Genomic DNA, 25,784 nt, shown 5'->3' with positions numbered 1-25,784 from the left:
CGCCTCTTTCCGTTCTTTTGCGTTTTGCTGTCGGATGCTTTCGAGCGCCTTATGGGCGCGCCGTAGCAAAGACGCGCGCATCGGTGCGGCACTCGTGCGGCATCCCCGCAGCAATGTCGCATGTCGTCAACTACTTAACAATGGGTGCGAACACGGACGAGACTAGCATCAAAACCCCCGATTTTCCTCACCGCACGCCGGCGAGCGCTTGCCGCACCGTATCGAAGATTCTGCCGATCTCGTCTTCGCTCACGATGAGCGGCGGCGAGAAGGCGAGAATGTCGCCCGTGTAGCGAACCAGCACGCCAGCCTCGAAGCATTTCACGAAGACCTCGGAGGCGCGCGCCCCGGGCGCACCTTCGCGCGATTCGAGCTCGATCCCGGCGACGAGGCCGAGGTTGCGGACATCCCTCACGTGCGGTGCGTCGGCGAGCGCGTGCGCGGCGCGCTCGAAGGCGCCGCCCAAGCTGAGCGTGCGCTCGAACAGTTGCTCCTTGCGATAGAGCTCGAGCGCGGCGATGGCGGCTGCGCTCGCAAGCGGGTGCGCCGAATACGTATAGCCGTGAAACAACTCGATGGCGCCCGGCATGCCGCTTTGCACGATCGCATCGTGCACCTGGCGGCTGGCCGCGACGGCCCCCATCGGCACGGCCGCGTTGTTGATGGCTTTGGCCAGCGCGATGAGATCGGGTGTCACGCCGAAGTGCTCGCTCGCCGTTGCATGGCCGAGCCGGCCGAAGCCCGTGATGACTTCGTCGAAGATCAGCAAGATGCCGTGCTTCGTGCAGATCTCGCGTAGGCGCTGCAAATAGCCTTGCGGCGGAATCAGTACGCCCGTCGAGCCCGCGACCGGCTCCACGATGACGGCGGCGATCGTCGATGCGTCGTGCAGCGCGATCAGACGCTCGAGTTCGTCGGCCAGGTGCGCACCCCAAGCGGGTTGCCCCTTCGAAAACGCGTTGCGCTCGAGATTGTGCGTATGCGGCAAATGATCGACGTTACCGAGCAGCGACCCCGAGAACGTCTTGCGATTCGGTGCGATGCCGCCAACCGAGATGCCGCCGAAGCCGACGCCGTGATAGCCGCGCTCGCGCCCGATGAACCGCGTGCGCTGCGCTTCGCCGCGTGCGCGGTGATAGGCGAGCGCGATCTTCAGGGCGGTATCGACGGCCTCCGACCCTGAATTCGCGAAGAAGATCCGGTCCAGGCCCGCGGGCATCATCTGCGCGACTTTCGCGGCGGCTTCGAATGCGAGCGGGTGGCCCATCTGGAACGTTGGTGCGAAGTCGAGTTCCCCGGCGGCGCGCTGCACGGCGGCGACGATTTCATCGCGGCAGTGGCCCGCGTTGACGCACCACAGCCCCGCGCAACCGTCGAGGATTTCGCGGCCGTCATGAGAGCGGTAATACATGCCGCGCGCCGACACGAGTAAGCGTGGAGCCGCCTTGAACTGGCGGTTGGCGGTGAAAGGCATCCAAAAATTCGACAGATCTTCGACGGCGACGGGCGAGTTCACGGCGTTTCTCCTGTTGTGTCGGGGCGGCGGCGCGGGCGGCCCTCGAGCTTCGATGTGGCAACCGACGACGGCAACCGATTTCGCCCACTGTAGCGCTCGTGCCCGAAGTATGGACATGAACAGTTGATCGACTGCGCTGCCAACTGTGCTGGTAAATTGGCGCAAACTGTGTTGGCAGAATGGGTCGTATCCAATGATCGAACTGAACCTCGAACGCGATCGCGCACGCGCGCCGACGCTTGTCGAACAACTCGTCCGCGCCTTTGCCGGGGCCATCGACGCACAATCGCTGCGGCCCGGTGCGGCGCTGCCGTCCGTGCGCCAACTCGCCCGCACGCAGAGCCTCAGCACGTTTACGGTGACGGAAGCCTATGGGCGATTGGTGTCGATGGGGCTCGTGACGGCTCGGCGCGGCTCGGGTTATCGGGTTGCGGGGCGCACCCCCGCACCGCGTGCGGCAGCGCGCGAGTGGCAGCCGCCAAGCTTGACGGCGACGTGGCTGCTGTCCGACGTATACGCCGATCGATCGGTGCCGATCAAAGCCGGCTGCGGCACGCTGCCGAACGAGTGGGTCAACGAAAGCGGCCTGCATCACGCGCTGCGCACCCTCGCGCGCGTGCCGGCAGCACGTTACGCCGACTACGGACATCCGTATGGTTTCGCGCCGCTGCGCGAGCGCGTGGCCGAGCAGCTCGACGCGTTGGGGCTGCCGGTCGAGCGCGAAAACGTGTTGCTCACGCAAGGCGCGACGCAGGCGCTCGACTTGATCGTGCGTACGTTGCTGCGGCCCGGCGACGCTGTGATCGTCGAAGATCCGGGCTACTGCAATCTGCTGCAAATCTTGAAGCTCGCGGGGTTGGTCGTGCATGGCGTGCCGCGTACGCCGTCAGGGATCGACATCGACGCATTCGACGCGTTGATCGCCGCGCACCGGCCCAAAGCCGCCTTCATCAACACGGTGCTGCAAAACCCGACAGGCGCCACGTTCGGCATGGCCTGTGCCTTCAGGCTCGTGCAATCGATCGAACGTGCGGGGCTTTGGCTGATCGAGGACGACGTGAGCCGCGAGCTCGCGGCGCCCGGTGCGCCCGTCGTGGCGGCGATGGAAGGCTTGCGGCGTGCCCTGTACGTCGGGGGCTTCTCCAAGACGATCACGCCGGCGTTGCGCTGCGGCTACGTCGTGGCCCAGCGCGACGTGTTGCGCGAACTCGCGCGCACGAAGATGGCGGTCGGTCTCACGTCGTCGGAACTCAACGAGCGCATCGTCGACAAAGTCATTGCGGAAGGGCGTTACGCGCGGCATGTGGAGCGTGTGGACGAGCGGCTCAAGCAGGCGCATGCCCTCGTCGAGGCGCAGATGGACGCGCTCGGTTTCGAGTTGTTTCATCGTCCGCGCGCCGGCCTTTTTCTTTGGGGCCGTTTGCCGATCGATGCCGAGCGTGCGGGCGCGATCGCCACGGAGGCACTCGGCGACGGCATTTGGCTGGCGCCGGGCTCGTACTTTCGCCCTGACGATGCGGCAAGTAGCTGGTTTCGCTTCAACGTGCCCTATTCGACGGACGAAGATTTATGGCGCTTTTTGCGGCGAATGATCTAGATTTCGAAGCGTCGGGCGAGCGCCGGATCATGTCGAGAAAAAATACGGCGCGACGATGTCGAATTTGCCCGCGGCCGCTCGTCGTAGCAATGGAGCCTCTCGGTACGCAATACGTCAATACGTAGTAAGCGATGAGCGATGCGATCCGCGACGCGGACGAACGTGCACTCGCTGTATTGCCCGCCACGAGGCCCACTCGTTAACCGATTAATGACTTTGGAGCGCTTAGAATGACCTCATCCGTCAAGCCCATTCCCGAAGGGATGCATACGATCACGCCGCACCTCATTTGCGCGAACGCGGCCGAAGCGATCGCGTTCTATGTCAAGGCGTTCGGTGCCGTGGAACTGTTCCGCATGCCCAGTCCCAACGGCAAGATCGCACACGCGCAGATCAAGATCGGCGACTCGGTGGTGATGATGACCGACGAAAACGCCGAATGCGGCGCCATCGGCCCGCAGACACTCAAGGGAACGCCCGTCAGCCTTTACCTTTACTGCGAGGACGCGGACAAAGCGTTCGAGCGTGCCGTGTCTGCCGGCGTGACGGTTCGCATGCCGCTCGCCGACATGTTCTGGGGCGATCGCTGGGGCCAAGTCGAAGACCCGTTCGGACACCACTGGCACATCGCCACGCGCAAGCGCGAGCCGAGCATGGAAGAAATGCAGCAAGCGATGGCGGAGATGCAGCGCGGCTGATCGCCCACGCAGCAGGCGCCGCCGCCTACTGAAGCGTCTCGGGCGCATCGCTGCAGGCGTGCCGCAGGCACATGCGCAGCCAGCGATGCGCGCAATCCCCATCTAGCCGCGGGTGCCAGATTTGCGAGACGGTGACGTCGGGCGTCGCGACCGGCAAGCTGAACGTATGCATGCCTGCGCGCGTGGCGTCTGTTTGGCGCTCGGGGACGTTGGCCACCAGATCGGTCATGCGGGCAAGCGCGAGTGCGTCGGGAAAGCTCGGCACGATGACGCTGACGATGCGTTTCGCGCCGCGCTCGCGCAGCGCATCGTCGATCGGGCCGAATGCGTGGCCGCGCCGCGACACGCTGATGTGCCGATACGCCGCGTAGCGTTCGGCCGTCATCCCACCTTCGACGAGCGGATGCCCGAGGCGGACCACGCCGACGAACTTGTCGCGAAACAGGGCCTGGATGCGCAGTTCCGGCGCCATGTTGCTGACCACCCCCACTTCGAGGTCGGCGATGCCGTCGCGCAGCATCGATCCGCTTTTGTCGGGCTTCGCCGCGAAACACAGCCTCGCGAGCGGCGCCTGTTCTTCGACGAGCGCGGCGATGCGGGCGCCGTAGCGCTCGATGAAACCGTCGTTGGCGCGGATCGTGAACGTGCGTTCGAGCGAGGCCAGATCGAGCCGTATCGACGGGCGCAAGACGTTTTGCGCATCGGCGACGACGGCGCTGACTTTGCCGCGCAATTCGAGCGCGAGCGGCGTCGGCACGAGACTATGGCCGGCGCGCACGAGCAACTGATCGCCGGTGACGTTGCGCAGCCGCGCCAGCGCTCGGCTCATCGCGGAGGGGCTCAGTTCGAGGCGCTGAGCGGCGCGCACGACGCTCTGTTCGGTAAGCAGCACGTCGAGCACGACGAGCATATTCAGATCGATCGAAGTCATGGCGGCCACCGGCGAGAGCGCTATTCATGGCGTGGTACTCATGAATATAGTGCGTTTTACGCGTCTTCCGCAGTGCGGAAACTACGATTATGCTGAACGCCACAAATAAAAAGCCGCACAGGTGCTCACGCCTTTTTCTGCCTTATCGTGGCCATGCGAGATGCGGATCGAAAACCGCATACGCCCGACAGTTCAAGCCTCGAACGAACCGCTGATCCTGTAGTTCTCTTTATCCCTCATCGAGTGAGCGGGGAATTTTTTTCGAATACGCCGTCCCGTTTTCGTTCGGATGCGATGCGATTGTCGTTTCCGGCGCGGCGGACGGTGCATGGTGCAAGTGACCTGGCATGTTTGCTTTCTTTTGCGGAGCAGAAAATGGAGCAACTGATGAAGCGCGAGGAGACGGTGCCGCCTTTGCCGTTGCGCGGCGATGCGAGGGGGGTGTCGCGTCTGAGCGAGCGCGAATGTGAAGTATTGCGCTGGGCCGCGGTCGGCAAGACGTCGTGCGAAATCGGCATGATTCTCGGCGTGACCGAACGAACGATCAATTTTCACGTAGCCAGCGCAATTTCGAAGCTCAACGCCTCGAACAAGACCCATGCCGCCGTCAAGGCGCTTATGCTCGGCATTATCGTTTTCAATTAGTACGCCTCTCGCTCGGCGAAACGAGAGGGTGTCGCCGCTTCCCTCTCGTCGCCGTCGCCGTCCCGAATCAAGTCAGTGAAAATTCGGCAGTCCTAATCAAATTTCTCCTTGAAACCGTTTCACTTGCTCTTTGAATGAATCTGGAACCGGTAACGATGCATTGCGCTCGTAATCGAACATCACATGCGTCGAATACGCTTTGGCGACGATCGGCTCACCGTCGCTATCGAGCCGCATCACGTGCTCGATATCGAAGCTCTTTTGACCGAATCGCGTGACGCTGCTGCATACCTTCAAACGATCCCCATAACCTGCGGGGCGCACGTACTCGCATGCCGTCTTGACCATGATGTGCGGCAGTTTCTTCGACAAAGGAAGATCGAGCAGCGCGTGCATGAAGGTCAGATAGGCATGTTGAAGGTAGTCGTAGTAGACGGCGCTGCCGACGTGTCCCATTGTGTCCACGTCGCGATATTTCACCTCGATCGGCGTTTCGAACCTTTGCGTTTCCATGATCGTGTCTCCATTGAAAGTGCCCTGGCTGGCCTAGCCCGTTCCGAACGTGAACGAGCGCAGACAGGCTACGGCCCATCGGTTCGCGAATGAACTGAGAGAAGTGCCAGCGAACCTACGGTTTCTGAGAGTTCTGCCAGTTTTCGCATCGGTCGGCCTCCGTTCTAATGCGTCCCATTCCATCGGACGCGGCGACTCGCCGCGCCACACAGAGCGGAGGAGACCATGGCTTCTGTCGTTGCCTATCGATCGCCGATCATGCCCGAGCGGCTCATCACCGCCGCGCAATTGCGCGCGCTGTTGCCGCCGAACCCGCCGTTGCTGGCACTCGTGCGCGAAACGCGCGAAGCGCTCGCACGCATCGTTGCGCGCGAGGACACGCGCGTCGCGTTGATCGTCGGCCCGTGCTCGGTTCACGATGCGCGCGCGGCGCTCGACTATGCGAAGCGCCTCGCGCCGCTGCGCGACGCTTACCGCGATGCGCTCGAAATCGTCATGCGCGATAGCGATGCGTTTGCGGCCTATCGACGCTTAGGACTGCCGACGATCGCCGAACATGGTGGACGCGTGCTCGCGCGCAGCGACGAAGCCGTGCCGCTCGAAGGCGGATGGCATCCGCGGCGCATCGTCGTGCTCGAATTCCCGAGCGTGGAAGCCGCGCAGCATTGGCATGCATCGCCGGGCTATCAAGCCGCGCGACAGTTGCGCCTCTGTGCCGGTACCACGCGCAGTGTGGCGTTCGAAGGGCTAATGGCGTAGCGTCACGGGTGACGGACGCGGCGCACCGGCCCGGTGCGCCGCCGCCGTCCTACTTCGAGAGGACCGGAACCATGGCCGCTTATGTCATTTTCGACATCGAGATACACGATCCGCAGCAGTACGGCGAATATCGACAGCTCGCTACGCCCACCGTCGCGCAGCATGGCGGGCGCTATATCGTTCGCGGGGGGGCGGCAAGCCGTCTCGAGGGCGAATGGGAGCCGAAGCGCGTGGTCGTCCTGCAGTTCGACACGATCGATCAAGCACGCGCGTGGTACGACTCGCCCGAGTATCGCGCGGCCAAGGCAATTCGAGAACGTAGCGCGCACGGCAAGGCGATCATCGTCGAAGGCGTTTAGGGGAAGAAGATGAATGCAATCCGCGACCGCGCACGCGTGGCCGTCATCGGTGCGGGCATCGGCGGCGCGGCGGTGGCTGCGTTGATGCAACGCATCGGTTATGACGTCACCGTTCATGAGCAGTACGAACGATTCGCGCCGGCGGGCGGAGGCATTCATCTGAGCCCGAACTTGATGCGCGTCCTGCGCCATCTCGACGTGCATCGGCATGTGTTGTTGAAGGGCCAAGAGCCCAGTGCTTTTCTGAACCGCACTGCGACGAGCGGCGAGGTGCGCTATGCGCTGTCCCTCGGCGAAGACGCGCATCGCCGATTCGGTTCGCCGTTCGTCGCCGTGCTGCGCGGCGAGCTGCATGCGGCGCTGATGTCGGCCGTCGCGCGGGGCAGCGTGCGATGGGGCAAGCGCTTGGCAGGCATCGATTGGCGCGGCGAGACGATCGTACTTGCGTTCGACGACGACACGCGTTTTGATGCCGACGTCGTCATCGCATCCGATGGTTTGCGCTCCAAAGTGCGAAGCGCGCTGCGCGGCAACGAACAGCCGGTGTTCTCGGGGCAGGTGGCCTTTCGCGGCTGGTATCCGCGCGAAGGGCTGGGCGGGCTGGCCGTGGACGATCTAACGAAGTGGTGGGACGACGAGACGTTCGTTCTCTCTTATTTGGCGCGGATTCGTCGGCGCGCCTGCCGGCATTGCGCACGCCTCCGGCTAGCGCGATGGCGGCATAGCGATGGAGATAGGCCGCATCACCTTGGCCGACGATACCGGGCGAGCCAAACAACGGCGAGCGTTGCCGCGAACAGCAGCGCACACCCGCCGGAGAAATCGTCGAGCGCGAGCATGTGCGCCTGCACGTCGACCGATTTCGACATCGTCGCGAGCGCAGCGTCGGACGATAGTCCCGCGTGCCGCAGGCTATCGAACCATCCGGTGAACGCGCGATCGAGCGGGGAGAGTCGCTCGACGAGATACGTGCTGTGAACGCGTGCGCGGCGTTCGAAGTAGGTTGGGGCGAGCGACGTGGCCACGCTCGTACCGATACGGCGCAGCGCATTTTGCAGCCCGGACGCGGCAGGCAGCCGCTCGCGCGGCAGTGCCGCGAGCGAGAGCGAAACGAGCGGCGTAATAAAGAACGCCGTCGCTGCACCCATTAGCAGCGCATTGCCGGCAATCTCGCCAAGCGGCACGTTCGTGTCGAAGCGCATGCGCCACCACGAAGCCGCACCCCATCCGACGAGTGCGAGCGATGCGAACCAGCGCGGATCGACGCGATGCTGCACGCGACCGATCAGCGGCGCGATGACGATGCCCGCGATACCGAGCGGCGCCGTGGCGATACCGGCCCATGTTGCCGTATAGCCTTGCTGTGTCTGCAGCCATAACGGTACGAGCACGAGGGCAATCCCTTTGCGCGGCATGCTCGGACATACACATGTGGTTGTCGCTTAGCGCAAGCACGCGAGTTGTTTTAATCGCATCGGATTGCCCCGCAAATTTCGCAAACGTTTGCGAATCCCGCATAAACACGACCGATGGTCTTTTACAACAGGGCTTGACAAAATGAGTTAACGCTTTAAAGAAAGCTTTTAGAAAGCAAATAAGTAATTTTTGGTAAGACTTTTCCTTTCGCTCAGCTAACGCGCTGCCTCCGTTAGATCTCAGGCCCCATATGGGCGCACCGCAGTTGCACCGCAACGCAGCATTTCCTTTCATCGCGTCGAGTGCCGCTTCAATCGAAGACCCGATACGTCAGTCGCACCCATATCGATAGTTTTTTCAAATGGAAATGCCGGTGATTCCTTTGATACGATGCGCACGCTGTTCCGGGGGCTATCCGCCATAGCGTCATTGAATGGCGAAGCAACGTAAATAACGAACCGAAATACCGAGCGCAAGATCGCCATCGATGGCGGCGCGGACGCATCGGCGAGATAGACCAATGCAATTGCGGATACGCCGTGCGGGGCTCACGGTAGAGACCGTCGATACGACGCTTGCGCCATCGTCGCGTGCGCGACGATGGCTAAGCCATGCGGTATTGCTGACCTTCCTAGTCGCAGGTGCTGCGCATGCCGGCGCCGCGCCGGGCATCGTGCCGGACGGCGGCACGCAAACGACCGTGACGAGCGCGAGCAACGGGCGTCAAACCGTTTCGATCGCGCCGGCCACCTACGGCGTTTCGAGCAACACCTACACGAACTTCAACGTTACCCAAGCGGGTGCGACGCTCGACAACACGAGCGCTAATGCGCGCACGATCGTCAATCAAGTCACGAGCACGAACCCGAGCCTGATCGAGGGCGACATCACCGTGCTCGGCTCGCGTGCGAACGTGGTGCTGGCCAATCCCAACGGCATTACCGTCAACGGTGGATCGTTCGTCAACACGGGGCACGTCGCGCTCGCCACGGGGCAAGTCAGCTACGACGATGTGCCGCTAGGGTCGGGGCAATATCAACGCAACGTCTTGCTCGATACGCAAGGCGGGACGATCACGATCGGGCCCGGTGGCCTGGCCGGTACGCTGATCGGCCTGGAGTTGATCGCCAAGCAGATTCAATTGAACGGCCCTGTGACGAACACATACACGTCGTCCACCGCCTACGTTCGCGCTGTCGCCGGCACATCGCAGATCACGCTTAACACAGGCGTCTCGCCCGACGACAACAACAACGACTGGCTGACGCTGGCCAACACGCAGATCTCGAATCCGAACGCGATCGCCATCAACGTCGAGCCCGCGGGCAGCATCACCGCAGGCAGCATCAGCCTCATCGCAACGGATCTCGGCGCCGGCGTGCGCAGCGCGGGAACGATGCTCGCGAACGCCGGCGACTTTACGCTCAGCGGCGCCGGCGACGTCCAGTTGCTGACCGGCAGCAGCGTGAACGCGGCCGGTAACGTATCGATTCAAACGAGCGGTGCGCTGTCCCTCACGGGGGCGAGCGTGATGGCCGCGGCAGGCGGCGTCACTTTGTCGAGCGACGGCTTCACTGCAACGAACGACGGCGCGACCGGATCGACGGTTTCGTCCACCAATAGCGGTGTCGTCATCCAAAGCAGCGGCGACTTCACCGAGACGAGCAGCCTGATCGAGGGCGCAACGCGTATCCAGAACGATACGGCATCGCTCGGCGCCGTTACCTTGTCGGTCACGGGCAACGTCGCGAACACATCGGATGCGACGCAGCCCGGCACGCTCGGCGTCGTGTTCGGTCAGAGCGACGATGTCGTCGTCAAAGCCGGCGGCAACGTCGTCAATCAAGACGCGCGCATTGCATCGAACGACAACGTGACGATCAGTGCCGGCGGCGATATCGACAACGTCATCGATCACACCTCGGGCGTCAACGGCGGCACACCGACGAGCTACTCGGACGACGGCCATCGTTTCTTGTTCTTGACGGCGGACGACGACGGCTATTCGGTCGACTACGGCTCGCTGCAGGCGCCCACCCAGCAACCGTACATTTGGTCCGATAGCGGCAACATCTCGCTGAGCGGGCGCAACGTCGCCAACGACGGCGGTTCGATCACGACGAACGCCGGCAAGATCACGATCACGGCGCAACAGCAGTTCCTCAACCAAGCGGTATTCACGGGGCAAGCCGCGTTCCAGCAGTCGTGCTTCATCTTTTGCCACGAAAGTGCGTCGAGCACGGTCCAGCCTTACGGCGGAATGATCGAAGCCAACGACGACATCGCGATCAAGGCGGGGACGCAAGCGGTCAACGTCGGTGGATACGTCGATTCGTTCGACGGTAATTTGACCGTCACGGCGCCTACCGTGACGGCGACCGGCGTCATGGGCTATACGGCTTACGATCGCGACTTCGGCCTCAAGGCGTGGTTCGGCAATAGCTGGGCGATGCTCTATGCGGACGATGACGGCGGCGTGTTCGAAGCGGGTTCAGGCCAGGTCACGTTGGTCGGTCAAGGCGTCGTCAACGGCGGTTCGTTCTCCGGCGCCAACGGCGTAACCGCAACGAACGGCATCGTCACGATCGCGCCGCCGCGCCAACAGCCGGTCACGATCGGCAGTCACTTGGGATTGGTCTCGTGGATCGGTCTCTAAGGTCTTTGAACATCGCGCTCTCGCGGTTATCGCTCGCTGTCGCGCTGGCGTGGCCAGCATGCGATGCCGTGGCGCAAGCCGTGCCGCCGCTGCCGCCTAGGCCAGGACTGGGCCAAGCTGGCATGCCGCCGCTTGCGCCCGAGTTGCCGTCGATTCAAGACCCCGGCCAGCGAATGCTCGACGATGCGCGGACGCAGCAACGACAGCGAGAACTCAATGCAGCGCCGGCACAGATCGAAGCCGCGCCCGCCTCGCTGCCTGCCGCACCCAATCTTCCCGCAGGCGCCGATGTCGAATCGCTGCCCGATCCGGGGCCGACGTTCCTCATCAACCGCATCGCGTTCTCGGGCGAGAAGGTGCTGACGGACAAGCAGCTCGCCGCGGTAACACGCCCATTCATCGGCAAACATCTCGGCCGCAATCGCATCGACCTGTTGCTGCGCCGATTGACCGAGGCTTACATCGAGCACGGCTACATCACGACGCGCGTTTATCTGAGTACGCCTCAACATCTCGCGACGGGCACGTTGGCCGTGACGATCGTCCCCGGCCGTATCGAAGCGATGATGCTCAACGGTGCACCGCTGCGGCCCGCGCCTACCTTGCCCGAAAGCGGCCTGCCGCAAACGAAGGGCGGTGGACTCTTCACCGATGCGGGTACGGCGTGGGCGTTCCCCGAAAGCGTCGGTGATGTATTGCGCTTGCCCGATCTCGAACAAGGCGTCGATCAGATCAACCGATTGCGTCGCAATCAAGCACAGATCCAGGTTTTGCCGGGACAAGCCGCGGGCGATTCGATCGTCGCGATCACCAACCCGTACGGCAATCGATTCAACTACAACTTCGGCATCGACAATTACGGCGATCCCTCGACAGGCAAGCTTCGTTATCGAGGCGCTGCGGAAGCGGACAACGTCCTCGGTCTTCAGGAGTCCTTAGGACTTTCGTATATCGGCAGCACCGATACGAATGCGGTGGTGCTGTCGGCAGCCGTGCCGTTCGGGTTTCAGACCTATAGCTATACGACTTCGGTGTCGGAGTATCAGCAACTGATCGGCGATTCTGCGTTGCTGTACGGAAGAACATTCAGCCAAATCCTCGGCTGGAACGATGTGTTTGCGAACTCCGCTACGTCGCGCCTCTCCGTCGATGCGACGCTGACGAAGCTCAGCACACAGCGCAACGTGAACGATTTGGAATTCTCACCCGAGAACTTGACGGTACTGCGCTTGGCTTTGTCGGGGCTTTGGCATTTCTCGGCACACAAGGAGCCGGGTGCGTTGACGGCGGAATTCGGCATTTCCGAGGGATTGCCGTGGCTCGCGGCGACGCACGATGAGCACGGCATCGACGAAACCGATGCACATGCACAGTTCACGCGTGCCGATTGGAATGCGACGCTACAACTACCGCTCGCCAGTATCGGACCGACGGATTGGACTTATCGCGGCACGCTCAACGGCCAATACAGCCACGACGCACTGTTCGGCAACGAGCAAATCTTTCTGGGCGGAAGCGACACCGTGCGTGGTTTTTCGCAGGCGGCTGTTAGCGGAGACAGTGGGTTTTATCTGCGCAACGAATGGGTCTGGTCGAACGCGCCGGCTTGGCACGACGCGCACTGGGAGCCCTACGTTTTTCTCGACGGCGGCAAGGCGCATCTGGTTGCGCAAGGCGGGTGGCCAACGATGGCCGGCGCAGGTATCGGCGCCCGCGTGCAATGGACGTTTCATTCGCAGTCGATCTCGGGCGAGGTGCTCGCGGGGCAAGCGTTATTGCAGCCCGCGGCACTGGGCCCGAGATCGCGTGTGCTGCTTTTCACTTTGAACTGGGCGACATAGGTTAGGCGGCTTTGGCGCCGAATGTCGCTTCCCTTATCCAACCGATTACGAGGACCCTCCGATGAAACACGAACAGAAGCAAGATCTGAAAGCGACGTTCAAGCGCGGCATGGCTGCCGCTGCGGTATTTTCGGCGCTCGTCGCGCCGGCATTCGGCGCGCAGCCGCCGGCTCCCGCGCATGCCGCTTCGGTCGCGGGCGCATCGTTGCCTGCGGGTGTCATTGCGCGCATCAACGGCGTTGCGATCGCGCAATCGGATTTGGACGCGGCAGTGCGGCAGAGCGGCCAGCAAGACACGCCCGCGCTGCGCACATCGTTGAAGAACCAGCTCATCGCGCGCGAATTGTTCCGCCAGGCCGCGCAAAAGGAACACTACGACACGCACGCCGATGTGAAGGCGGGAGTCGAGCAAGCGAAGGCCATGTTGATGATGCAAGCGTACTTGCGCGATGCCATCAAACCGGCGCCCGTGAGCGACGCGGACGTGAAGGCCAAGTACGACTCGATCGTCGCTTCGCTCGGCACGAACGAATACAAGCCGAGCGCGATCGTGGTCAAGGACGCCGCGACGGCCAAGACCGTGCTCGATCAACTGAAAAAAGGCGGCGACTTCACGCAACTCGCCAAGCAATACAGCGCAGGGCCCGCGGCGGCGCAAGGCGGCGCGCTGAACTGGGTGTCGTTCAAGACGCCGATTGCCGAAGGGCAGACGCAGGGCTGGCCGCAGCCGCTGGCCGAAGCGCTCGTGAAACTGCCGCAGGGCGCGGTCTCCAGCGCGCCCGTGCAAGTGGGCAATGCGTTCTGGATCCTGCGCGTCGATCAAATGCGTCCCACGCAAATTCCCACGTTCGATCAATCGAAGGCGCAGTTGCGCAAAGAACTCGAGCAAGTTGCGGTGGCGAAGGCGACGGCGCAGGTGGTGACCGACCTCGTGAAGGGTGCGCATATCGAGCAGTAAGGGCGGTCGTTCGCTCGTGTGCGTAGCCGTGGCGAACAAAGGACGCGGCGACCAAAAAGCATTGTTAAACGGAGTATCGAATTGAAATCGGTAACTAAGCTAGTGACGGTTGCTGTCTGTGCGTGCCTTATGACTGCTTGCGCAGCACCGCCCCGGGCGACCTACGATTCGGCGAAGATGGACGCCGTAAAGACGATTGCGGTTGTCACGCCGAAGAAGACGAACTATTACGCCTTCAGTGCCGGAAGCGGTCCGGTGATGATCATTGGTCCCGGCATACTCGTGGCGGCGATCACGGGCGCAGTCTCCGGCGCCATTAGTGCGGCTTCGCACAGAACCAATCCGACGTTCAACGATTTCGTGACGGAAAAACTGGGCGACACGGCGTTGAACCGGAAGTTTGTCGATGCAATCGAAGGCGAACTCCGAAACGAGGGATACGCCGTCAAGGAAATCGATCTAGCCGGCGACGATATGCCAAAGCTGGTCTCCAAGAATCACGGAGCGACGTGGGTTCTGGCGGGGAAGCGCTATGCGGGCGCCGACGCGATCATGGTCGTTCAGAACACCAATGGCTACTTTGCCCCCGGCTCGTTTTCCTGGTACACGCGTGACGTCCGAGCGAACGTCACGATTTATAAGGCCGATACGTTCGAGCCGATTTTCAAAGACCAGTTGCATTTCAACAAGGGAAATGCCGATCCGTACCATTACACCCTGTACTCGGAGCTGAAGGGCGATCTGCCTCACGCGATTCAGGGGGTGGACGAAGCGGTGATGGGGCTTGTGCCCAACATTCAGGCCGATTTGCTCGCGAGCCGGGGTGTATCGGCGGCCACCGTTCAGACGGCGAAGACACCGGAGACGTCGGCCGTTGCGAAGACGGCGGAGACTGCGGAGACTGCCACGACACCGGAGCCTGCGAAGGCGCCGGAGACCGTGAAGGCGGAATAGGCGTCGTGCACGTCGGATGAGTGCGTCGATAACGCGAACAAGCGATCGAGAACAATAAATAATGAAACGGGCTAAGCGGGGCGAGTGGTGCCAACTGGAAGCTGCTCAGGCAGCGCGCGACCAAATGCAATTGCGCGCGGGAGAGCCGATGCGCGATGCGGGTATGCGTCGCTATCGCGCATGGCAGCGCGCAGTGAGTGCGCTCGTTGCCGCTACCCTTTTCGTCGCTCCGATCACCATCACCGTCGAGCAAGGTCGGGCCGCGGCAGGCGTGATTGCCGCGGGCGATCATCGTCTCGATGACAATGCATGGCGCGTGATCCAAGACCTCGCCTCGCTGCGCATTCGCTTCGCGATGCAAGTGGCGGAAGCCGCCCCGATCACCGATCCCACGGCGCCGCTGTCGTTTCAACCGAAGATCACGCAATCGACCGGTACGAACGGCGGTGTGCCCGTCGTCAATATCACGGCGCCGAATGCCGCGGGCATCTCGCTCAATCAATATCAAAGCTTCAACGTCGACCCGATCGGGTTGATTCTGAACAACAGCCTGCAAGGCGGCACGACGCTGACGGGCGGCAACGTCACGGCCAATCCGAACTTGAACGGCCGCACGGCCAGCATGATCGTGAACGAGGTCACCTCGACCGGCAGTGCGTTCATGAGCGCACTCAATGGGCCGCTCGAAGTATTCGGCGCGCCGGCCACGGTGATCATCGCGAACCCGAACGGTATCGCGGTGCGCGGCGCCGGCTTCACGAACACGATCGGCGTGACGCTGACGACGGGCGCGCCGCAATTCCTGACGGGAATTGGCGGCACGTCAACGGATTTCACGAATGCGCAGGCGGTGGCGTACGATGTGACCGGCGGTCACATTCAAATCGAAGGCAACGCGGGCACGAACGGACCGGGCTCGGGTATCGAGGGCACCGTTGGCACGATCGATTTGATCGGCGAGACGGTGGGGATCAACGCGCCGCTGTATGCGGGCACGCGTATCAACGTGATCGCGGGCGATCAACTCGTGAGCCCGAGCGCATCGGATGCGACGGGGACGACGTATTCGACACAGTCGAACGGCAGCGCCAATACGCTGGCTTCGATCGGCAATGCCACGCAAGGCTATGCGATCGATGCGACGAACTTCGGGGCGATGACGGCGGGGCAGATCTCCGTGATCGGCACGGCGCAGGGGATGGGGGTGCGCACGGATGCGGCGCTCGCAGCCACCGCGGGGAGCTTGACGCTGTCGTCCAATGGAGATTTGACGACGAACGGCTCCGGCCTCAGCGTCGGCAACTACCAGGTCACTGCCGCAGGCGACATCTTGTCGACAGGAACGGTGACATCGAACGCAGACGTGTCGATGTCCGCAGGAGGCAACATCAGCCTCACCGCTCAGACAACGGCGGTCAACGACATTGCGCTCTCAGCGGGGCAAGACGTTGCCTTGACCGGTTCTCTCGCCAGCGGTAAGGCATTCAATGCAAACGTCAGCGGCGCGTTCGATATTGCCGGCTCGCTCTTGGTCGGCACCGACGCGACGATCGCGAGTGGAACGTTCGACGTACCGGGCGTTGCTATCGTCCAGCAGAACGGGACCTTAACCACGCGAGGAGACATCACAGGCAGCGGCTCGATTGCGTTCGGCCAAAGCGGTGCATTGACAAGCGGCGATGATGTTAACCTGACCGGGACGCTCCTGGCCAACGCTCTGCAAGTCAGTGCGGCCAACAGCGCGACGTTCGCCGATGTACAAGCCGGCGGTGCGTTTGCCGTCGTGACCAACGGCTCGGCCGGCAATGGAAACGTGACATTCAACGGGAACGCCGCCTTGGTAGGCGATGCGTCCGTTGTGGCGGCCGGCGACATCGTCGTCAACGGCACCCTGGCCGGGGGAGCGCAGACGAACATCGCGGCGCAAGGCAACGTCACGGTCGCGGCAACGGGGACGCTGCAATCCGTTGGCGACTTGTCGATGAGCGCATCGACGGGTAGCGTCAACTCGACTGGAGCCATTTCCAGCCACGGTGCGCTTACGGCGAACGCCGCACAGAATGTGGCGCTGACCGGAACGACGAACGCGACCGGCGATGCGACGTTGACGGCGGCTAGCGATGTGACCGTCGATGGCACGTTTGCAAGCCAAGGCAACGGAACGATAACCGCTGGGCACGACGTCACGCTCGCCGGCAACAGCGGGTTCACGAACGACGTATCGGCGAGCGCCGGCAACAACTTGTCCGTTACCGGCGCGCTGCAAGGTAACAACGTCACGCTGACGGCTAACAATGCCATCGCGTTGAACAACGTTCAGTCCAATGCGGCACTGGCTGTAACGACGACCGGAGCCACCGGTGGCGGCAATATCGACGTCAATGGTACGGTCGCTTCCCTTTCGACCGGTACCGTAAGCGCGGCCGGTGCTGTTGCGGTGAATGGCACATTGAAGACGTCGAGCGCGCTGAACGTCACCGCGACGACCGATACGACGATAGCGGGAACGCTGACGTCCAACGGCGACATGACGCTCGCAAATTCGACCGGTTCGTTGACAAGCACTGGGACGATTCAGTCGGGCGGAAACCTGACGGCCAACGCGGCGCAGTCGATCGATCTCGGCACGGGTGCGACATCGTCACTGGGCGATCTATCGTTGACCGCTGGTCAAAACGTCACGATGAACGGAACGATCGTCAGCCAAGACAACGGGACGATCAAGGCAGGAGGAGCGATCGGTGGCGGGGCATCGCTCGCATTTGGTTTGGCTGCGAACCTCAATTCGGTCGGCGACACGACCCTCACGGGCTCGCTGCGCGGCGCGACGATCCAAACTAACGCGGGTGGTTCCGGCACTTTCGCCGACGTGCAAGCCGGTTCTGACATTGCGCTGGTGGCGATCGGCGATCTAAGCGTGACGGGCACGCTTGTCGGCGGCTCCAACGTGAGCCTGACGGCTGGAAACGACATCAACGTTAGCGGCACGACGACCGTCACGCTCGACACCGCATTGCAAAGTGGTCGCGACATCAACGTCACCGGCACGTTGAACGGCCAGGGCAACGGATACTTTTCGGCTGGACGCGATATCGTCGGCAACGGAACGCTCGGCTTTCAACAGTCGGCACTCCTAACTGCCGCGGCTGATATTGCACAGGGCGGGCTTGTTCAAGGGCAGAGCATACAGGCGTTGGCCGGCGGCAACTTGACGCTGAATACGGCCCAATCGGCAACGACTGTCGGCTTGAACGCCGGGGCAAGCGGTACCGGCGACTTGACGATCAATGGCGCGGTTTCGGCTGCTCAAAGCATCACAGCCACCGCGTTTGGGAATGTCACGATCGGCAGCAACGGCAAGCTCGCTGCGGGTTTGACGCTGGGTGTCAGCGCCCTGAACAATATCAACGTTGCCGGAGCACTTGAATCGACGGGCGATACGACGCTCAATGCTCAACTCGGCAGCTTGAATGCAACGGGCGGCATCAATAGCGGTGGGATTCTGTCGATCACGACGGGGCTCGATCTGTTGCTCGGCGCGAGCACGACGTCGGTCGGCGACATGACGCTCACCGCTGGGCGAAATGCCGTGCTGAACGGCACGGTGGTGGGCCAAGGCAACGGTTATGTGGCGGCCGGCCAAGACATTACCGGTCCCGGCACACAAGCGTTCGGCACTGCCGCGGTACTGAGTGCGCAACGCGATATATTGCTGACCGGCAGCCTGCAAGCGAACGCGGTGCAAGCGACGGGCGGCGATAGCGCGTCGCTGAACGATGTGACGTCGGGGACGACGCTATCGTTGACGGCTGACGGAAACGCCGGCAATGGCGATGCATCGATTACCGGTACGGCAATGGCGCCTGGCGCGGTGACCGTGGAGGCCGCTCGTGACGTGATCGTCAGCGGCTCGGTAATCGGCGGTTCGACGGTCGGGCTGGCGGCAGCGCGCAACGTCACGGTAGCGGGCAGTGTGCAGTCGGCCTCGGACTTGACTGTCGTTGCCACGAACGGCACGGTATCGCTCACAGGTACGACGACGACATCGGGTGCGCTGAACGTTGGCTCGGGTCTCGACACCGTCTTCGGTGGACAGACGAATGCAACAGGCGCCGTCACTGTCTCCGCGGGGAACAACGTTCAACTGACTGGATCGCTCGCAGGCCAATCCACTGGCACGTTGACCGCGGGACAGGACATCAGCGGAGGAGGCTCGGCAGCTTTCGCGCAAGCAGCCGAGCTGACAGCCGGGAATGACCTTGCGCTGACCGGCTCGGTGCAAGGCGCGAGCGTGGCGGTGGTCGGCTTCAACAATGCTGGCCTTGGCTCGGTGCAGTCCATGTCGGGCGACATCACCGTTACCGCGCTCGGCCTCGCGGGGCAAGGCGATCTGACGCTTAGCGGCCCTGCGACGTCGAAGGGGAATGTATTCCTCGATGCAGCACGCGATATCGACGTGGCCGGCGCGACCAGTGCTATCGGGACAGCTACGATTTCCGCAGGGCGCAACCTAACGGCGGCCGACGTCACGGCAGGGGGCGCGCTTTCCATGGCCGCCACGAACGGCGGCCTGAGTGCGGGCAACCTGACGACCGATGCGAACCTCGCTGGTGCGGCGGCCAATAGCGTATCGACGGGTTCGGTCAACGCGGGTGGAACGGTAACGTTCCAAGCGCAGGGTCTCGACGGAACGGGTGACGTTAATGTCGGTGGCGCGTTGGCCGCCGGTTCTGCCACCGTCATTACCGCGGCACGCGATGCGACGTTCGGTTCCACCGTGACTGCGGGCAATGCGCTGACGGTCTTGGCCGGCCGCAATCTGACGGCGAACGGCAACATCTCGACGGGCGCCGACACCTCCTTGACCGCGACGAGCGGCAATCTCGATGCGTCCGGCTCCATCACGACTGCCGGCAACTTCGATGCGAGCGCAGGGGGATCGCTTGCACTGGCCGGTGGTTTGGTCAACGGCAATACGGCATTGACCTCGGGCACGGCGATGGCGCTCACGGGTACGCTCTATGGCCTGGGCACCGCCACGATTTCAGCGAGCGGCGCGATCGCGGGTGGAGGATCGCTGACGGTCGGCAGCGATATTGCGCTGACCTCAGGTGCGGACATAACGCTTGGCGGCATTCAGGGCGCGGGACAACTCACAGCCACATCGGTCGGCGATATGTCTCTGGGCGCGACGACCGCTGTCGGCAACGTGACTGCAAACTCGACGGCGGGCAGCGTCACATTCAATGGCGACTTGCAGTCGGCAGGCAATGTTCAGCTTACCGCGGCCAACAACGTGGCGGTGACAGGTGCGGTGTCGTCGGTTGGCAGCGTGACCGTCACGGGGACGAACGGCAACGTCAATGTGGCGGGCGTATCGACGAACGGCGGCGCGACGTTGACGGCAGGTCAATCACTCACGCTGAGCGGCACGAGCGTGGTGGCAGGGGCGCTTGCGCTCGCGGGCGCGAACGTGACGCTGTCGGGCTCGCAAAGCAGTTCGAAGAGCATCACGGTGGCGGCGCAGGGCGCGCTCGATGCCAGCCAATCGTCGATCGTGTCATCGCAGAATCTGCAGATGAGCGGTACGGATATCACGCTCGGCAGTGCGGTTGTCGGCGGAACGTTGAATGCGCAGGCATCGAATCAACTGTCGTTAGTGGGCAGTGCGGTCGATGTTGTCGGCAGTACCACTCTTACGTCGCAGAACGGCATCTATAACGCGAGCAACGTGTTGTCGGGAGGTGCGCTCAATGTGTCGGCGCCGAACATCACGAATGCCGCCAATGCGTCGCTTGCATCCACCAGCACAACGACGATCTCCGCGACGAACTTCACGAACGCGGGCCTCGTCAATGGCAACACGACATCGATCAATGTCGCCGGCACGCTGAACAATAGCGGCGGCTCGTTGATGGGTGTCAACGCGCTGACCATCAATACAGGAGTCTTGAATAACCAAAACGGTTTGATCTTCGCGGGCGACCCGAATTCATCGACCGGTGCGACAGGGGACTTGTCAGTCACGATCAATGGAGGCGGCAGCAGCGCATTCGCGAACGCAGGTGGGGAACTGCTGGCGCAACGTAATTTGACGATCGGCGCGGTTAGCGCGACGCTCGATCCGTCGCAGGGGACGATCAGCCAGGGTGGGCAGTTGTCGATCACGGCCGGGTCGATCGACGTGGCCGGAACGTGGGACTACGGCGGCCAAGGCGTTTCGATCTACGGGATCAACGGTATTGCCAATAGCGGCACGATGACGGGCGCCGCGCCGCTGACGATTTCGACGGACGGCACGTTCACGAATAGTGGGCAGGTCATCGGTCAGGACGTGACGTTCAATGGTGCGCTCTACAACGTTGCCAACGCGGTGATGCATGCAGGCGATGCGATGGTGCTCAATGGCAGCGTCACAAATAGAGGCACGATCGAAAGTGCGGGCAACATCACGTTCAACGGGGGCGGCAATAATTTCGATAATCAATACGGCACGACGCAGGCGAATGGGAACATCGCCCTGAGCACGGGGGGGACGATCTATAACACCGTTGGGACGATCAGTGCGGCCGGCAATATCAATATCAACGCCGGAGCCGTTATCAACGACGCTCTGCAAGGGCCTACACAAACGCAGACGCAGCTAGTTAGTGCGTCGGCGGATCCCAGCCTACTGCAAGGAATTGTTGTTGGCTCGGGCACCGGATGGGATTGTTTGGACATCCAGGGGACGTGTTTCGCGCAGGCGTATTCGTTCACGGGTACGATCGCCTCGCTGCAGCCGGACATGACGAACGGAGTACTCGATGTCAATTTAGTCCCCGATTGTTCGCTTTATTCCACTTGCCCGAACGCTGAGGTGGGAACGGGGCTGGCCTCTTCGCCGGGGGACTTTGAGACCATCGCATTGCCTGGCATTGATAGGACGACCACTACAGCCGGCGCTATTTCCCCGAGCGTTATCACCGCGGGCGGCAGCATAGATCTTTCTGCCGGCCAGCTCTCGAACGCCGGCGGAACGATATCCGCTGCCCTGGATGTCAGCCTGGACTTGCAGTCTCTCAACAATGCGCCGATCGGCAACAACGTCTCTTCGACTGTCGATACTGTCGACAAGACGCAACTCGACGCCTTCATGGCGCAGTTGAACACAATCGGCGGGGCGGACAGTGCTGTGTTAGGTATCGCGGGTACCACCAGTGGAGGATGGGGCTACACACTGTACCCGGAGACGGTTGCGCTCAATTGGAGCGTTAGCGTACCACCCAGTTCGGTCAGCACGGTCACGAGCTTCGGATCGCAAGGCCAAATCATCGCAGGCCGGAACATGACGTTGTCGGGCGGCAATCTCGTCAATGGCGGGTTGCTTTATGCCGGCAATAACTTCAGTGCGAGCGGGGCTCAGTCATTCGGTAACCAAGGCCAATACAACTCCAATACGACGACGCAGCCTGGTTGTGCCGCGGGCGTAAGCGGAACGGAATGCGCAAGGGGTAATGGATTCCGCGGCGGCAACCCCAACAGCACGTCGTTTTCCTATGCCCAGCAAGATGCCACGGTCTATGCGGGCAACGACCTGGTCATCGCCGCAGGCCAAATCAACAACACGTACGGCAACTTGCTCGCGGGGCACGACATCGTCATCGGTGGCGTGGGCACCACGGCAACTTCTACTACACCGGCCAACAGCCTGACGAACACGTCGGGCAACATCATTGCCGGCAACAACATCACGCTCGCGGTTTCTGGCGCAGTGACGAACACGTTGCCGCCTCCGGTCACGATTCACCAAAACTACGGATCGGACGAAGCGTATTCAGGCTGTATGACTGCAGGCGGTTATAAGGAGAGCTACTGCGAAGGTTACGTCGATCAGCAATCGGGCAATTCATCGAACATCAGCGCGGGGAACAACTTGCAGATCGCTGCGGGCAGCCTCGCGAACATCGGCAGCCTGATTTCGGCGGGTACGAGCGCAACGATCAATGTTGCTGGCCCCGTCGTAAACGAAGCGCAAACGCTCAATGCTTATTGGCATTCGCATTGGGTGCAGGAGACAGGCGACTTCAGTTCCGACATACGTCACGATGTCTGGGCTTGCGGCTCGGTCGCCGAGTGTACGCAGCTCTATGGCAGCGCATATACGAGTGTCGGCGGCACCATCGATCCGCCGCAACCGATCGGAAATATCGCTGCAACGATCCAAGCTCCGAACTTGTCGATCTCGGCAAACGGCGTGATCCAGAACGTCGGCAATGTGGTTGGCACATCGGTGCAATTGACCGGCCAAAGCCTGATCAACGGCATTACCACTGCGAATACCTATACGCCGCGTGTGAATGGGCCGTCGCAGATTATTTCGTTGAGTGGATTCAATCTGCCCGGGTTGAATCTGTCGGCATTGGGAAGCGGCAATGGTAGTTCTTCCGCGTCGGCGTCGGGGCAAGTCTCCTACCTTGAGGGGGTAATGGGCGGGGCCGGTACAGTAGTGGGCCCTCAACAATTGCTAAGTGAACTCCCCGCGAATTTGCAACCGAGCTCGACGCTCTTCTACTACAACCCGGAGGCCGAAGACTTGATGCTGCAGCAGCAGGCGTTGCAGCAAACGGGCGAGGCGAGCTTTATTGGTGGACTGGCCTACGACAGCACCACCGGCCTTTCCGTTACTGACCAGGAAAAGGCGATCCTCTATCAGAACGCGCTCAACTATGCCGAGCAAAACAACTTGCAGTTGGGCGTGGCACTTACGCAAACGCAAGTCAGTGCGCTGACGCAGCCGATGCTTTGGTATGTAGAGCAGACCGTTCCCGATCCGAGTTGTATGGCTACCGGCACCATCATGGCGTGCCCGACCGTTACAGCGCTCATGCCGCAGGTGTACCTGCCGGCTAATTGGAGCACGCTGTCGGCGGGCGGCAACATCGTCGGACAGAACGTCACGCTCAATTTCAATCAAGACGGCAACGGCAGCGTCCTCAATACGGGAGACATCGCCGCGTCGAATACGCTCACCGTCAATACGAACACGTTGACGAACCAAGCGAACCAGGTCGACGTAGGTCAGATTTGGCAATACCTGCAAGCCACGGGCTACGAGGATACGACGGGAACGACAGTGCAACCTGGTGGGTTCATGAGCGCAGCGAACATGAACCTGAACGTCCAGACGCTCAATCAGATCGGCGGCGCACTGCAATCGTTGAATGATGACGGCACGACCAATCAAGCCGGCACGCAACAGTTGATCAATTCGCTGAAGCAGCAACTGGGGGCGAATTTCGCCCAGACGTCGCTCAGCGATAACCTTCATACCAGCTTCACGGCTGAAGGCGGCTTCGGATTCAGCGATATCGTCATGATGGCCTTCGAGGTCGTGGTCTCCATCATGTCAGCCGGCGCAGCGAGCGCAGAGATTGGCGCGACGCTTGGTGCGACTAATGCGACGTTTGCGGCGGCAGTGCCGGCGACGACGGCTGCCGCGGGAACTAGCGCGGGACTTGGAAACATTGCCCTTTCCGCGGCTATTTCAAGCTTTACGACGAGTGCGATGTCGCAGCTCGCCGCCACTGGCAGTCTCAACTTAGGGAGCGCATTCGAAGCGGCGGGTATTGGAGCTATCACCGCTGGCTTGACCAACGGCATCACCTATGACCCGTCGTCGGGGGTAGGGTTCGCGACTCAGCCGCTAACCATTGGCGGCCCGACGAGTTCGCTGGCAATGTTGTCGGGCGTGCAGTCGCTGGGTAACGCAATGGTCCCGCAGGCAGGCTCCACAGCCGCGGAGAATCTGCCGGAGGAAATGCTGGCACTCGGGGCTAACGCGGCGATTTCTGCCGGTGTTCAGACGACGATTGGGGGCGGGAGCTTCCTCGGCAACCTCGAACATGATGCAGCCGGCGACTTGGCTGCGGCCGGGGCCTACGCGATCGGCGACGCGAAAAATACGCTCTTCACCGATCTTGGGTCGACCGGTGGAGAGTTGGCTTACCTAGGTGCTCACGCTGGGCTCGGGTGCTTGGCGTCGGCGGCGGAAGGGACTGGGTGCGCGGGTGGGGCCATTGGTGGGGCGACCTCCGCGCTTGTTGCGCCGTTCCTCGTAAGCGAGGCTGGCGGGGCAGCGAATCTCACGGACGGACAGCGGGCAGCAATCGCCGGGATCTCGACACTGCTGGGTGGTGTCACGGCGGGGCTGGCGGGGCAGAACGCGCAGGGTGGGGCAACTGCGGCAGAGAATGAGTCGCTGAATAACAGCACGGAAGATCACCGCACCGAGGAGCAGAAGGGCGAGGACCAACTGAAGGAGGAACTGTCGCAAGAGCGGGCCATGCTGAGCGGCGGACAGGAAATTATTGGGTATGACGACGAAGGTAACCCGATAATGGCTTACAAGCCGTCGCCCTCGTTGTTTGGTCTAGCTGGGTCGACGGGGAGCAATCAAGGCGCGTCTGGAAACGCGGCGGGATTGACCGGCCTCGGCAGCGGGGTGGACTTTGGTACTGGTGCGAATGATTGGTCGGATGGCACACCAAACACGGGCTCTACGGCACCGACGTTTTCGGGATCAGGACCCGCCCCCGGGGTGATAGCAATCACGGACAGTACGTCGGTCGGTGCGTTGCGGAACTACTACCCGTCGGGCGGGGGCGTAGAGTTTGTCTACGACCCAACGACTAACACGTTTGCCGTGGGAACACCGACAGCCGGTTCGTTTGATGGTTCGCCACACCAACAACTTGTGCAATCAATTGGAGCCAACGATCAAAATGTAGTTGGAGGGACGTTCAGTCGGGCTGCTGACGGTTCGATCGTTACGACAGAGAACAGCGGTCACTACGGGCAGAATTGGACCCCTCAAATTTGGAATCAATTCCAGCAGTGGCTTTCAAATCGAGTCGGCGTTCCGGTGAATCATCAACCTTGGGGGAGCGAATGAGGGCGAAA

The 25,784-nt window shown here is 62.0% G+C and carries 14 protein-coding genes and 1 pseudogene; 11 read left to right on the top strand and 4 right to left on the bottom strand.

Features of this window, described 5'->3' with window-relative positions; translation table 11 throughout:
* Positions 1–187 precede the first annotated feature (187 nt).
* On the bottom strand, positions 188–1,516 hold the full coding sequence (aptA, locus tag J3485_RS27000; RefSeq protein ID WP_508616732.1) for an omega-aminotransferase AptA: 1,329 nt from the start codon (positions 1,514–1,516) through the stop codon (positions 188–190).
* 193 nt (positions 1,517–1,709) lie between these two features.
* On the opposite strand from aptA, the gene J3485_RS26995 reads away from it, so the two are divergent.
* Positions 1,710–3,113, top strand: a complete 1,404-nt coding sequence (locus tag J3485_RS26995) for an aminotransferase-like domain-containing protein (protein ID WP_206957431.1) — start codon at positions 1,710–1,712, stop codon at positions 3,111–3,113.
* A 230-nt stretch (positions 3,114–3,343) separates the two neighbouring features.
* A complete protein-coding gene (locus J3485_RS26990; protein ID WP_206957429.1) occupies positions 3,344–3,811 on the top strand; it encodes a VOC family protein in 468 nt (155 codons plus the stop codon).
* A gap of 25 nt (positions 3,812–3,836) precedes the next feature.
* Here J3485_RS26990 and J3485_RS26985 read toward each other — a convergent pair whose 3' ends face one another.
* A complete protein-coding gene (locus J3485_RS26985) occupies positions 3,837–4,742 on the bottom strand; it encodes a LysR family transcriptional regulator (protein ID WP_206957428.1) in 906 nt (301 codons plus the stop codon).
* A gap of 153 nt (positions 4,743–4,895) precedes the next feature.
* Between J3485_RS26985 and J3485_RS29180 the strand changes: the two genes are divergently transcribed.
* Entirely contained in the window at positions 4,896–5,387 is a 492-nt protein-coding gene (locus J3485_RS29180) for a helix-turn-helix transcriptional regulator (RefSeq protein ID WP_242538946.1), read from the top strand.
* Between the two features lie 96 nt (positions 5,388–5,483).
* On the opposite strand, the gene J3485_RS26975 is transcribed toward J3485_RS29180, so the two are convergent.
* Entirely contained in the window at positions 5,484–5,900 is a 417-nt protein-coding gene (locus tag J3485_RS26975) for an acyl-CoA thioesterase (RefSeq protein WP_206957426.1), read from the bottom strand.
* 225 nt (positions 5,901–6,125) lie between these two features.
* On the opposite strand from J3485_RS26975, the gene J3485_RS26970 reads away from it, so the two are divergent.
* The 3 genes and pseudogenes from J3485_RS26970 to J3485_RS26960 form a co-directional block, all read left to right on the top strand.
* Complete coding sequence (locus J3485_RS26970) at positions 6,126–6,659, top strand: DUF1330 domain-containing protein (RefSeq protein WP_206957423.1); 534 nt, start codon at positions 6,126–6,128, stop codon at positions 6,657–6,659.
* Between the two features lie 71 nt (positions 6,660–6,730).
* Complete coding sequence (locus tag J3485_RS26965) at positions 6,731–7,018, top strand: DUF1330 domain-containing protein (protein WP_206957420.1); 288 nt, start codon at positions 6,731–6,733, stop codon at positions 7,016–7,018.
* 9 nt (positions 7,019–7,027) lie between these two features.
* Positions 7,028–7,684: pseudogene (locus tag J3485_RS26960) on the top strand (FAD-dependent oxidoreductase); the annotation flags it as partial.
* 77 nt (positions 7,685–7,761) lie between these two features.
* On the opposite strand, the gene J3485_RS26955 reads toward J3485_RS26960, so the two are convergent.
* Complete coding sequence (locus J3485_RS26955; protein WP_374192469.1) at positions 7,762–8,409, bottom strand: MFS transporter; 648 nt, start codon at positions 8,407–8,409, stop codon at positions 7,762–7,764.
* A gap of 545 nt (positions 8,410–8,954) precedes the next feature.
* On the opposite strand from J3485_RS26955, the gene J3485_RS26950 reads away from it, so the two are divergent.
* The 5 genes from J3485_RS26950 (at position 8,955) to J3485_RS26930 (ending at position 25,776) form a co-directional block, all read left to right on the top strand.
* Entirely contained in the window at positions 8,955–11,090 is a 2,136-nt protein-coding gene (locus tag J3485_RS26950) for a two-partner secretion domain-containing protein (RefSeq protein ID WP_206957416.1), read from the top strand.
* A gap of 122 nt (positions 11,091–11,212) precedes the next feature.
* Positions 11,213–12,931, top strand: a complete 1,719-nt coding sequence (locus J3485_RS26945) for a ShlB/FhaC/HecB family hemolysin secretion/activation protein (protein ID WP_206958421.1) — start codon at positions 11,213–11,215, stop codon at positions 12,929–12,931.
* Between the two features lie 61 nt (positions 12,932–12,992).
* On the top strand, positions 12,993–13,889 hold the full coding sequence (locus J3485_RS26940; RefSeq protein WP_206957415.1) for a peptidylprolyl isomerase: 897 nt from the start codon (positions 12,993–12,995) through the stop codon (positions 13,887–13,889).
* An 18-nt stretch (positions 13,890–13,907) separates the two neighbouring features.
* Complete coding sequence (locus J3485_RS26935) at positions 13,908–14,843, top strand: hypothetical protein (protein WP_206957413.1); 936 nt, start codon at positions 13,908–13,910, stop codon at positions 14,841–14,843.
* A 61-nt stretch (positions 14,844–14,904) separates the two neighbouring features.
* Positions 14,905–25,776 (top strand): two-partner secretion domain-containing protein, encoded by a 10,872-nt coding sequence (locus J3485_RS26930; protein WP_206957411.1) that lies wholly within the window; start codon positions 14,905–14,907, stop codon positions 25,774–25,776.
* Positions 25,777–25,784: the final 8 nt, after the last annotated feature.

This window comes from Trinickia acidisoli (assembly GCF_017315725.1).
Classification (GTDB): domain Bacteria; phylum Pseudomonadota; class Gammaproteobacteria; order Burkholderiales; family Burkholderiaceae; genus Trinickia; species Trinickia acidisoli.
The sequence above is the reverse complement of the archived record's forward strand: the minus strand, read 5'-3'. Positions and strand labels throughout refer to the sequence as shown.